The organism is Corynebacterium mustelae, from assembly GCF_001020985.1.
Classification (GTDB): Bacteria; Actinomycetota; Actinomycetes; order Mycobacteriales; family Mycobacteriaceae; genus Corynebacterium; species Corynebacterium mustelae.
In genome coordinates this window covers 1,762,770-1,774,610 of sequence record NZ_CP011542.1, presented here as the reverse complement: position 1 = coordinate 1,774,610, position 11,841 = coordinate 1,762,770, and the positions used below count along the sequence as shown (strand labels likewise).

Here is an 11,841-nt window from a genome sequence, read left to right as displayed (position 1 = left end):
ATGGAATCAGCCGCATCATTTCCCGTAGACGCATTACTAGTTTTGAGCTTCGGTGGCCCCGAAAAGCCAGAAGATGTTCGGCCATTTCTTGAAAATGTGACTAGGGGACGGGGAATTCCAGATTCGAGGCTGGACGAAGTGGCCGTTCACTATCACCATTTTGATGGCTATAGCCCACTTAACGACTGCAATAGAGAAATAATCGCCAATGTTGAGGCTGTGCTTAAGCGACGGGGAATAGCTATACCGGTTTACTTTGGGAATCGAAACTGGAAACCATTTGCTACCGATGTTGCTTTAGAAATTGCCGATGCGGGACATCGTAAGGTGGCTGTTTTTGCGACTTCGGCGTGGGGTGGGTATTCCGGATGCCGCCAATACAGTGAAGACATAGCCCAAATGGTTGAGCACATCGGAAACCACACTGATGTTGACATTGATTTCATCAAGCTACGCCAGTTTTTTGACCATCCCGAATTCATTTCGGCAAATGCGCATGCCATCCGAGACGCTTACGCGAGGTTTGCTGAACATGGGGTTGATAAGGAAGACATTAGATTAGTCTTCACAGCACACTCTATTCCACTTGTAGCGGATGAGCGGTCTGGTGTGGAATCTGATGGAACACTCTACTCGCGGCAGGTATCGGAATCAGCACGTCTAATTGCCGAAGAACTCGGTGTAACCGACTTTGATGTCGTATGGCAATCGGCTTCTGGAGATGGCTCCATTCCATGGCTAGAACCAGATATCCTTGACCATGCTGAAGCCTTGCACAAACAAGGAATTAGAAATATTGTTGTCGCGGCCATTGGTTTCATCTCAGACCATATGGAAGTGGTGTGGGATCTTGATCATGAGCTGCAGGATCTTGCACAAGCTTCTGGTCTAATGATCATAAGGGCTGCCACGGTCGGCCATACTAGTGAATTTGCTGAAATGATTGTGGATTTGATTCCAGAATCATTAGGACTAACGCCAAGCCGTCATACAGGTAATGTTCCAAGTAAAGGATGCACATATAATGGCGCTCCGTGCCGGGTTGATTGTTGTCAGCCGCCAGTTCGACGGCCCCACTCAGCAAGTGCGTAACTTACCGCAGACATTCGTGCTTGCCGGATGTGTCGAGACAGCTCCAGGAGATAGTGATCGAAGTTATGCTCACCGAGTCGCTGCGTCACGGCTTCGACGATTGCGGTCGCCCGATCCGCACGAGCGATTAATTGTGCTGACCTGCCAGAAATACTCGAAGGTAACCCGGGCGTTTCGTAAAAATCAGTGAGCGTTCCAACAAGAAGCCTAGGATTTGCTACCGGTAGTGGAGCCGAGTACTCGGATTCAATCGCAGCTGCAGCGGACTGCAGCGCCTCCCTTAACTGGGTATCAGCATCGCCTGGGGATAAGTACACTTCGGCTGGAGGATGCCCTACATGTTCGCTCCAGCCCCAGGTACTATCACTAAGTGACAGTACCGTGAAGCTACTTTCGCCGGGAAGCATTATTACCCCTTCGCCATCGTGGTGCTCAGTCATGGCAGATGGCAATGGATGTGCTGGGCCGGATAAGAACACGGACAGTGCGGGCACACCGGAAGCTAATTGTGCGGTGGTTCGCAAGCGCGCTAATTCGTCGAAAAGCGATGCATCACGGGGGCACAACTTCAACCGCGCAAGCGTCTCGGTAAGTTCATCATAAGATTCATGTCCATAAAGCCACGCTCCCAACCATATAGTTGCGTTTTGAAGCGGCGAGTAAAAGTCGATCACAGTCGAAATTCTAGTAGGATTGGCCAACCGTGAGAGATTACGGCGACATATTTTCTAAGCCTGAGAAACCAAGTTACCCAACGGTTGCTGCACGACCCGGTGACGTTGTTGAAGTTCTTGCTGACGGGTTCGTTGGTGCGGTTATTAACTACGAAAAGACTTATGACGGCGACTTCGTACGACTCCAGGATCGACGTGGGGTAGAGCGGCTGTTCAAATTACGACCTGGCGCTTTCTTAATCGATGGAAAACGGCTCAGCCTGACGCGATACATTCCACCACAACAGCCACAACGATCAAATTCTGGATCGACCCGAGTAGCTAATGTCGAGGCTAAAGTAGCCGCACCGTCACGTATTTGGGTCGAGGGGGTACACGATGCGGCGATAGTGGAGAAAATATGGGGTCACGACCTGCGTGTCGAAGGAGTGGTGGTCGAATATCTGGAAGGCCTGGATAACCTGCCGGGACAGCTAGCGGATTTTCAGCCTACCCCGCAGCGGCGAGTTGGTGTCTTGGCAGATCATTTAGTAGCAGGCTCCAAAGAAACGCGGTTGACTCAAAACGTCGGTCCTGATGTCCTAGTGACCGGTCATCCGTATATCGATATTTGGGCGGCTGTAAAGCCAGAACGGCTAGGACTTCGGGCATGGCCCGATATTCCTCGGGGTGAGGACTGGAAATCCGGTGTTTGCGCTCGATTGGGCTGGTCAGATCCTCGGGAAGGCTGGAACCGGGTCTACAACGCGGTGAAGACCTATAAAGATATTGATTCAACGCTCATCGGTGCCGTTGAACGGTTGGTAGATTTTGTCACCACTCCGGAACTGGCAAAGGAAGACTTGCTATAAGATAGGCAGACGTGGGCGTACTAATTTGGTTGATTGCTGGTCTGCTTCTCATCGGCACAGAATTACTTGTAGGTGAGCTGACCCTTTTGATGTTGGGGTTAGCCGCCGTGGGAACCGCAGGCGTTGCTGCCTTTGGAATTCCGCTCGGCGCCGAGGTAGCGGTTTTCGCTGTGTTGTCATTATCGTTTCTATTTTTTCTTAAACCGATGCTGAAACGGCACATGGTTAAAGAACCTGTTCTTGACACAAGTGTAAAAGCTCTTGAAGGTAGCACCGGAGTAGTACTTGAAACCGTTTCTGGCGACACAGGCCAAATTCGCCTAGACGGATCTATTTGGTCCGCCCGCAGCCTGGACCCAAATCACTCTTTTACCGAAGGTGAGCGGGTCAGTGTTGTATCTATTGATGGATCAACAGCGATTATCTGGAAGGAGATCTGATGTCGCTTGGATTCCCACTCTTTCTACTACTAGTTCTCATGCTTGTAGTTATTACCGTCTTAAAAACTATTGTTCTTATTCCGCAAGGTGAAGCGGCAGTTATCGAACGGTTAGGGCGTTATACCCGAACTGTGTCTGGCGGTATCACCATTTTGATTCCGTTTATCGACCGGGTACGTGAGCGAGTAGATACCCGAGAACGCGTCGTTAGCTTCCCGCCACAGGCCGTGATTACTCAAGACAACTTGACAGTAGCCATCGATACTGTGGTCACGTTCCAAATCAACGATCCGGCTCGCGCGATTTATGGCGTGGATAATTACATTGTTGGTGTCGAACAGATTTCTGTTGCCACGTTGCGCGATGTTGTTGGTGGAATGACACTGGAGGAAACCCTTACGTCTCGCGAAGTAATCAACCGTAGGCTTCGGGGTGAACTTGATGCCGCCACAACCAAATGGGGTTTACGTATTTCCCGCGTTGAGCTGAAAGCCATCGATCCGCCGCCATCTATCCAGCAGTCGATGGAGATGCAAATGAAAGCAGATCGGGAAAAGCGAGCAATGATCCTTACGGCTGAAGGTCGTCGGGAATCCGATATTCGCACTGCTGAAGGCCAAAAGCAGGCCCGGATCTTAGCCGCTGAAGGCGAAAAACATGCGGCCATTCTACGCGCTGAAGCTGAGCGACAAGCCGATATTTTGCGTGCTGAAGGCGCTCGTGCAGCAAAATACCTTGAGGCGCAAGGCGAGGCGCGGGCTATTGAGCGGGTTAATTCTGCCATTCGGAAGTCGGAGATCACTCCGGAACTTCTGGCATACCAGTATTTGGAGAAATTACCCAAGATGGCAGAAGGACAAGCGTCCACTATGTGGATGATTCCGAGCCAATTTGGCGATTCCCTAGAAGAGTTTGCCCGCGCCTTAGCGAAAAAGGGAGACGATGGTGTTTTCCGCTACGAACCAGTTAAACCTGCTGTCGACGAAACCGAAGAAGAAGAGACCGAGGATTGGTTTACTGCGACGGCTAATCCTGAAATTGAAGCTGCCGTTGCCGCTGCTAACGCGGTTGCTCAGACACCACTTGACGGTGATTCCTTACCCGAGGTAAAACAACCCGAGCAGATTTCGCCGCAGCAACCCATGACTGAAATTCCGCCGCAGTAAATAGCGACGTCACCCAAATGCGCTTGGTCTCTTCTGAACAAAAGGCTAAGCGCATTTTGCATCTTTGTTAGAACAAGGGATTTTGCCGGCGGTAAAAATTACTTTTCGACGAATCTTGATGCCGTTCCCATTCATAGAAGGTGCGGACGGACTAAGATCGTCATACGGGCAGCGAAAGGCTGCCGGCGGGGGTGAGGATTAGTTACGATGAATATCTAATTGATTAGCTAAAGCTAGGTTAATGGGGGTAAGTTAAGGCAAGCCTTATAAAAATCTGTGTTTATTGTGTACGGTTTTTAAACGGTAGCCGGAGTGAAAAATACTGGCACACCACGTGATAATTCCCACATGCATAGGAGAAAACATACATGCACAAGATTTTCCGGTTGCCGACACTTACTGTGGCAACAGCGGTGGCTTTTAGTGGAATTGCAGTAGTAGCGCCCACCTATGAACCCACGGTAAGCGTGGCAGTTGCCCAGGAGGCAAAGGCCAGCATCCCGGCCGCAGAACTTATCGACGCGCCTGCCGATGCGCAACGATATGCCGCAGCATATGCAACCTTTGACCAGGTGTACAAGGCTCGTGCTTACTATGCAGCGGGAGCGCAGCGCTGGTACACCCGTGGAGCAGTAGGAAACAGCCCGTCGTCTACTTGGATTGGTCGCCATTGGGCTGAATCCGCAGCAAAACTCGCAGAATCAGCGCGGCTCTTGGCGTTACTTCAAGCTGAGAATTTTGGCCAAGCCCGCGACGTTAACTTAGCTGTGCTAGGGGAGAGCCAGCCAGAGGCGCAAAAGGCGTTTGCCGTCCTTGATGCAGCCGTATCCCATTTCGAAAAGATCCAAGCTGAAAACGGAGACAATGCTGCGCGTGAGGCCTTGGTGAAGAAACGTGTGGAAGCTCTCAAGGCTGCCCGTTTTATTGTTAATCGCTATGTCAAGCAAGAGCAGTATGCTAATGCAATGCCAGCAATGGCGGTAGTTAACTATGGTGTTCCTGACGAGTGGTTAGAGCAGGGTGACTCAGGTTTCAAGCCTTCCGACTTCGCTGGAGTTGCCGTTTATACAGCCACCTACAACGAACAAGACCAGCAGTCAACGGTTGATGTCGAGGCAGTGAATACGAATGGCCAAACCAATGCCCGTGCGCTGGAAGCAAAATTTGGCCCAGTAACACCTGCGCCAATTTCACAAGAAGCAGAGTACAACAACGTCCTTTCAGCTGCAAACACGACTAGCTTTAGAGCGCTATCCGTTGTGGATGAATGGGAAGGTCGTGCCGAGAACCTTGGTTTGCTTGCAGAGTTAGCCGCATTTCGCGGAAAGGTAGATGCACTAGCGACAAAGATCCGCCAGGCACGCAATGCTGAGAACAAGAACATCGAAACTGCGAATGGCTTGCTGAACGAAGCAAAAGCATTAGTGAAGGAATCTGACGAACTTCGCGCCAAATTGGAAACCAAACAGAAGCACTACGAGCTGGTTAAAGAGCAAGCTGACCAACTCCTCGTTGCGGAAACTATTGCGCGGGTGTATCCACACAAGCTTGCGGAAAAAGATCCCACAGCGATTGTGGGAGTCAAAGAAGCCTTAGACAAGCTTGCGGTTGATACCGTCAAGGCCCGTGATGCTTTGAATAAAGTGACCACGCCCGATCAGCTTACCGAGGAGCTAAAAAAGAATATTTCCTCACTAAAGAAGACTGCAGAGGAGCTAAAGTCCAAAGTTGATGCAGCGCCAGATAAAGATGCCGTCGGCCAGAATCCTGGGGACAATCAAAAGCCCGACACCGACAGCTCAAACAACAAAAAGCTCAGTGGTGGTGCAATTGCGGGTATCGTTGTCGGGGTATTAGCCGCTATTGCCGCTTTAGCTGCTGCAGCGGTGCCGTTCTTATCGAAATTCATTCCCGGTCTGGCAACACTGATCCCGGGAGCTCGGTAGCTTGTAACCCCTATTGAGTGATGCTTTTTAGTAAAAATAAGATCGAAATTGAAACTGAGTTCTTCGTTTCGGTCTTATTTTTGCTTTTCGACGCTGGACCTGTTCTTCCTCATCGAAAAACCAAATAACGATAACCCTAGACCGGTATATCGGATTTTAGTCAAGGTTGTTGGCTTTATCTAACGTACGTAGCGCTAGGCGCCATCCAGAAAGCTCTGCTTGCCAGCCTGCAGCTTGGAGCCGTTGGCTCATAGCCTGTTTAGAAATTCCAAGTCGTTCGGCGGCCTCAATTTGATTCAAACCAGTCCGCATGAGACTAGTTGCTTCTCGCCCTTCTGCGGTTCGCTTCGTTAAAATGAATCCGAGTACGCCAAAGACGTCGCTGATGTCTTGGCCCGCTGTCTTGTTTTTGTAGACCCCTGCTTTTACTGTTCCGGCACGCGCACGGTCATTGAGATTTTTCGCCGCTAAATCGATAGCTGCCTCTGCGGTTGCTGCCACGCCGATCGCAACCGCCCAATCACCATGTGAAATCAGTGCGAGCGTTGCGTCGCAACAGGCTTCTGCCGTTTCGATGACAGACGCTATGTCTTCAACTCCCAAAACATCAAAGCTGTCAATTCCCGGAAGGGTGGAGAGTGCGGCTGCGGATTCCCGAACCAAATCAGCACGCCTGCGTGCGTTTCCGCGGTAGCGAGCTTGTATCGCGAACATGAGAACCTCCAGTCTTAAGCCTTGACTGGAAGTTTATTGTCCACGATCAAGCCCAATATTCCAAGACACGCTAAAAACACTGTGATAGCAATAGTTTTACCGTTTATTTCAGTGGTGAGGGCATCACCCAATACGACGGTGGCTATTGTTCCTGGGGCTGAACCTAGAAAAGTTGCGATCGTAAAACCCATTAGTGAGATCGACGTGAGCCCAGCCACGTAGTTAAGAATCGAAAACGGAACTCCAGCAATCATTCTCAGGCTGGTTACCGCAAGCCAACCTCGTTGTTGCAGTCTGTGATCTATTTTTCGCACTGTAGGGTGAGTTAATCTGGGTCTAATCCAATCACCTAGCAAATGGCGAACGATGGTCAACGATAACGCGGCTGACAAGGTCGTGGCACATAGCGCAATCAAGATGCCCGTTACAGGACCAAAAAAGACTCCTGCGCTAATCGTCAAGATCGTCCGTGGAACCGGAAACTGCGTGATGAAGACGTATAATGCGAAAAATACCACGGTGAACCACGGCCCTGTTTGTTGGGATACCTCACTTAACATGTGCAGACTGGGGGAATCAATAATAAACGTGATAATTATCATGCCGATTATTCCAACCACACCGGCAGTTTTCTTGGGTAACGACCACCTGCACACATGTCGGTATGCATCCTTGAGCAGGTTGAGCACGAAATTACTGATTTGAGCCACGTCAACAGCCTAGTCAACTAGCAGGTGTAACCAAATTGAAACTGTTGGTTCAACTGTTCGTAACTGTAGTGAAATAGGTCTAGACTAGTTACTGGTTGTGAGGTGGTTATCAACAAATCACCTCATACTTCCGTTAATTATCAACAGTGTATTCCCTTTTCTGGCTATAAATACAGGTAGGGGCGTATAAATGAGGGGAGTGGGTCCCACTCGTGACTGACACACGAAATTCCTTAATTGAAGGTTTTGATGAGCGTCAGCAGGCTTGGTATAAGTCAGTTGCTGGCGTGTTTGCGCGTATTCAGAAAAAAGATGTCGCTGATGTGCCGCTTGATGTATGGCGCAAATTGATTAAAACCACATATGAAGGCATCGATATCAATCCGCTGTACACCCGTGCCGATGAATTGGGCGAAGACGCAATCCCTGGTGTTTTCCCATTCCGACGTGGTGCAGCAGGTGTTGGAGCAGAACACCAAGGCTGGGGTGTAACCGAGTCTTTTGGCGCTGATGCAACTAATGAAAACATCCTGTTTGCTCTGGAAAACGGCACAACCAATCTTGTGCTTGAGGGCGATGTTGACATTGCAGGTTTGCTGAAAAATGTATATCTGTCACTATGCCCGATTCGGCTTAATGCCGGTGAGCACACAGCAGCTGCGGCCAAAACGCTCTATGAGGTCGTCGATTCTCAAGATGGTGAACCACAGTTAGTTGAACTCGGTGCTTCGCCGTTAACCTCCGCTATCGATGGTTCCGCTTCGGTTGATCTACCGACTGCTATTGAGCTTGCTATCGAAGCCGCGCAGCGGGCTAATACCCGGGCAATCATGGTTGATGCGGTTTCATTTTCGAACCAAGGTGCAACTGATGCTGAAGAAATCGGCTTGGCTCTCGCCGCCGGCGTCGAGTACCTACGTAAGCTTGTCGACGCAGGCCTGAGCATCGAAGCGGCCTTGGATCAATTGTCGTTCCGGTTTGCTATGACCGATGATCAATTTGCCCAACTTTCTAAGCTTCGTGCAGCTCGTCAACTGTGGGCGCGCGTCGCCGAGATTGTTGGCGCACCTGAACATGGAAGCTGCCCACAGCACGCCATCACCGCACCAGTGATGTTCTCACAACGTGATCCGTGGGTAAACATGTTGCGCTGCACCGTTGCCGCATTTGCAGGTGGCGTCGGCGGCGCCAGCGATGTCGAAGTATTGACCTTTGACTGGGCAATACCTGGTGGTTTGCCTAATACCTCGCGCACATTCGCTACTCGCATGGCGCGAAACATCAATCTACTGCTTCTTGAAGAATCCCACCTAGGACACGTCGTAGACCCAGGTGGTGGCTCTTACTTTATTGAAGCCTTCACCACTGAACTGGCCGAAAAGGCCTGGAAGGTATTTGCTGATGTAGAGGCAGCAGGCGGACTCATTGCAGCGGCTGAATCCGGAATGGTGAAGAAGCTCCTCGATGCTTCTCACGAGGCGATTCGAAACGATATTGCGCATCGGGTGAAGCAAGTGACTGCAATTAACGAGTTCCCGAACCTGCTTGAAGCTCCACTTCCTGCAGATTTACGCGTGGAACCTACGTGCGTACGTCGCTGGGCTGCGGAGTTTGAGTCGTTGCGTAACCGCTCCGACGCGTACATGGAAGTTAAAGGCGTCCGACCAGCTGTTGCGCTAATCCCGCTGGGGCCACTGGCTAAGCACAATATCCGCACTGGTTTTGCTACAAACCTTCTAGCTTCAGGCGGCATTGAAGCGCTTAACCCGGGCCAAGTCGTACCAGGTACTGCGGAATTTGAAGCCGCTGCCACCGCAGCGAAAATCGTTGTTCTATGCGGAACAGATCAAGAATACGCCGAGTCCGGCGCGGCTGCCGTAACCGCTTTGCGTGATCTTGGCGTCGAAACAATCTTGTTGGCTGGTGCCGCCGGTCACGATTTTGAACCAGACGGATACCTAAACCTCAAGATTGACGCAGCCGCAACTCTTGACGGTCTGCTTGAGAAGTTGGGAGCATAAGCCACAATGAGCACTATCCCTAATTTTGCTGAGTATTCCGCTAAATCTGAACTGGCAACGGAGGCAGATGCTTCCAAGTTGCGCGCTCAGGTGTGGAATACCCCTGAAGGCATCGACGTGCCTCGCGTTTGTGATCGTTCGGATCGAAACGAAGCAGTCGATGCCGACCAGCTTGATTCTTTCCCCGGTATGCCACCGTTTATGCGTGGTCCATACCCGACTATGTACACCAACCAGCCATGGACCATTCGTCAATACGCTGGTTTTTCCACCGCAGCAGAATCTAACGCATTCTACCGTCGTAACCTGGCAGCTGGTCAGAAAGGGCTTTCGGTTGCTTTCGACCTCGCTACCCACCGCGGATATGATTCCGACAATGAACGTGTATTAGGCGATGTCGGTATGGCGGGTGTGGCCATCGACTCGATTCTTGACATGCGTCAGCTGTTTGAAGGCATTGACCTCGGAAACGTTTCCGTGTCGATGACCATGAACGGTGCAGTGCTTCCCGTTTTGGCGCTCTACATCGTAGCCGCGGAAGAACAAGGCGTTACACCTGATCGCCTTGCTGGAACTATTCAGAATGACATTCTGAAAGAGTTCATGGTTCGCAACACCTACATCTATCCGCCTAAGCCTTCAATGCGGATCATCTCCAATATCTTCGAGTACACCTCGTTGATGATGCCGCGGTTCAACTCGATTTCCATTTCCGGCTACCACATTCAGGAAGCTGGTGCTACGGCTGACCTGGAATTGGCTTATACCTTGGCCGATGGTGTTGAGTATATTCGCGCAGGTAAAGAAGTAGGCCTTGACGTCGATAAGTTCGCGCCTCGGTTGTCATTCTTCTGGGGTATTTCCATGTACACTTTCATGGAAATCGCCAAGATGCGTGCTGGCCGGTTGCTGTGGAGTGAACTCGTCGCAAAGTTCAATCCAAAGAGCCCGAAGTCGCAGTCGCTACGTACCCACTCGCAAACCTCTGGCTGGTCTTTGACCGCCCAGGACGTTTTCAATAACGTACCTCGTACCTGTATTGAGGCTATGGCCGCGACTCAGGGGCACACGCAATCCCTGCACACAAATGCGCTTGACGAAGCATTGGCGCTGCCAACTGACTTCTCTGCTCGCATCGCCCGTAACACTCAGCTGCTGTTGCAGCAAGAGTCCGGTACGGTTCGCCCAGTAGACCCATGGGCTGGTTCGTACTATATCGAGTGGTTGACTCAGCAATTGGCTGATCGGGCTCGCGCCCACATTGAAGAGGTTGAGGCCGCAGGTGGCATGGCACAAGCAACCATTGAGGGTATTCCGAAGCTTCGTATTGAAGAGTCCGCCGCGCGCACCCAGGCACGTATCGACTCCGGACGTCAGGCTTTAATCGGTGTAAATAAGTACATCGTTGAAGAAGACGAACAGATTGAAGTTCTGAAGGTCGATAATACGAAGGTGCGCGCAGAGCAGTTAGCCAAGTTAGAGCAGCTGCGTGCGGAACGCGACGAAGAAGCCTGCCAGGCCGCACTGGAGGCGTTGACCGCAGCGGCTGCGAAGGAAACCAAAGAGCCAGGTAACTTGGACGAAAACCTGTTGAAGCTCGCGGTTGACTGTGCCCGCGCAAAGGCAACTGTTGGCGAAATCTCCTACGCGCTTGAAAAGGTATTCGGCCGACATGAGGCAGAAATCCGCACCCTTTCCGGCGTTTATAAGGACGAGGTAGGAAAGGAAGGCCGCGTGGGCAACGTCGAAAAGGCAATCGCGATGGCCGACGCCTTCGAAGCAGAAGAAGGCCGCCGTCCACGTATCTACATTGCGAAAATGGGGCAGGATGGTCACGATCGTGGCCAGAAAGTCGTCGCATCCGCTTATGCCGACCTGGGCATGGACGTTGACGTCGGGCCGCTGTTCCAGACCCCTGCCGAAGCAGCTCGTGCAGCTGTGGACGCCGACGTCCACGTTGTGGGCGTATCTTCCTTGGCAGCTGGCCACCTAACTTTGGTTCCAGCGCTGAAGGAAGAACTGGCCAAACTTGGTCGAGAAGACATCATGATCGTCGTTGGTGGTGTTATCCCGCCTGGCGATTTCCAGGAACTTTACGACGACGGTGCTGTCGCAATTTACCCACCAGGTACCGTAATCGCAGATTCCGCCATCGACATGTTGACGAAGTTGTCAGCGCAGTTGGGATTCGATCTCAACGTTGATGTTGATGCTTAACGGTTCTAAG

The 11,841-nt window shown here is 51.3% G+C and carries 10 protein-coding genes; 7 read left to right on the top strand and 3 right to left on the bottom strand.

All coding sequences use genetic code 11. The annotated features are described in order from the left end of the window. Entirely contained in the window at positions 1 to 1,092 is a 1,092-nt protein-coding gene (locus CMUST_RS08095) for a ferrochelatase (protein ID WP_047262094.1), read from the top strand. Here the strand turns inward: CMUST_RS08095 and CMUST_RS08090 are convergent. Beyond that, complete coding sequence (locus CMUST_RS08090) at positions 1,053 to 1,766, bottom strand: hypothetical protein (protein WP_052844596.1); 714 nt, start codon at positions 1,764 to 1,766, stop codon at positions 1,053 to 1,055. The two genes, CMUST_RS08095 and CMUST_RS08090, sit on opposite strands and share 40 nt — an antisense overlap. 29 nt (positions 1,767 to 1,795) lie before the next feature. Here CMUST_RS08090 and CMUST_RS08085 point away from each other — a divergent pair, with 29 nt between their 5' ends. From CMUST_RS08085 to CMUST_RS08070, 4 genes are all read left to right on the top strand, one after another. Then, positions 1,796 to 2,617 carry a DUF3097 domain-containing protein gene (locus tag CMUST_RS08085; RefSeq protein ID WP_047262092.1) on the top strand — a complete coding sequence of 274 codons (822 nt, stop codon included), beginning with the start codon at positions 1,796 to 1,798 and terminating at the stop codon, positions 2,615 to 2,617. A gap of 11 nt (positions 2,618 to 2,628) precedes the next feature. Continuing rightward, positions 2,629 to 3,057: an NfeD family protein gene (locus tag CMUST_RS08080; RefSeq protein WP_047262091.1), complete on the top strand. Its 429-nt coding sequence runs from the start codon at positions 2,629 to 2,631 to the stop codon at positions 3,055 to 3,057. Between the two features lie 38 nt (positions 3,058 to 3,095). Then, positions 3,096 to 4,223, top strand: a complete 1,128-nt coding sequence (locus tag CMUST_RS08075; RefSeq protein ID WP_407922006.1) for an SPFH domain-containing protein — start codon at positions 3,096 to 3,098, stop codon at positions 4,221 to 4,223. Between the two features lie 368 nt (positions 4,224 to 4,591). Next, entirely contained in the window at positions 4,592 to 6,169 is a 1,578-nt protein-coding gene (locus CMUST_RS08070; protein WP_047262089.1) for a hypothetical protein, read from the top strand. A 156-nt stretch (positions 6,170 to 6,325) separates the two neighbouring features. On the opposite strand, the gene CMUST_RS08065 is transcribed toward CMUST_RS08070, so the two are convergent. Both CMUST_RS08065 and CMUST_RS08060 read right to left on the bottom strand, forming a co-directional pair. Next, positions 6,326 to 6,883 (bottom strand): hypothetical protein, encoded by a 558-nt coding sequence (locus CMUST_RS08065; protein WP_047262088.1) that lies wholly within the window; start codon positions 6,881 to 6,883, stop codon positions 6,326 to 6,328. Positions 6,884 to 6,897: 14 nt separating this feature from the next. Continuing rightward, positions 6,898 to 7,593, bottom strand: a complete 696-nt coding sequence (locus CMUST_RS08060; protein WP_052844595.1) for a TVP38/TMEM64 family protein — start codon at positions 7,591 to 7,593, stop codon at positions 6,898 to 6,900. A 212-nt stretch (positions 7,594 to 7,805) separates the two neighbouring features. Here CMUST_RS08060 and CMUST_RS08055 point away from each other — a divergent pair, with 212 nt between their 5' ends. Next, positions 7,806 to 9,614, top strand: coding sequence for a methylmalonyl-CoA mutase family protein (locus CMUST_RS08055; protein ID WP_047262086.1), 1,809 nt, complete (start codon positions 7,806 to 7,808; stop codon positions 9,612 to 9,614). Between the two features lie 6 nt (positions 9,615 to 9,620). Then, entirely contained in the window at positions 9,621 to 11,831 is a 2,211-nt protein-coding gene (gene scpA, locus CMUST_RS08050; protein ID WP_047262085.1) for a methylmalonyl-CoA mutase, read from the top strand. Positions 11,832 to 11,841: the final 10 nt, after the last annotated feature.

Coding starts and splice junctions, on each gene's coding strand:
- CMUST_RS08095 (WP_047262094.1), top strand. CDS start 1: ATGGAATCAGCCGCATCATTTCCCGTAGACGCATTACTAGTTTTGAGC.
- CMUST_RS08075 (WP_407922006.1), top strand. CDS start 3,096: ATGCTTGTAGTTATTACCGTCTTAAAAACTATTGTTCTTATTCCGCAA.
- CMUST_RS08070 (WP_047262089.1), top strand. CDS start 4,592: ATGCACAAGATTTTCCGGTTGCCGACACTTACTGTGGCAACAGCGGTG.
- CMUST_RS08065 (WP_047262088.1), bottom strand. CDS start 6,883: ATGTTCGCGATACAAGCTCGCTACCGCGGAAACGCACGCAGGCGTGCT.
- scpA (WP_047262085.1), top strand. CDS start 9,621: ATGAGCACTATCCCTAATTTTGCTGAGTATTCCGCTAAATCTGAACTG.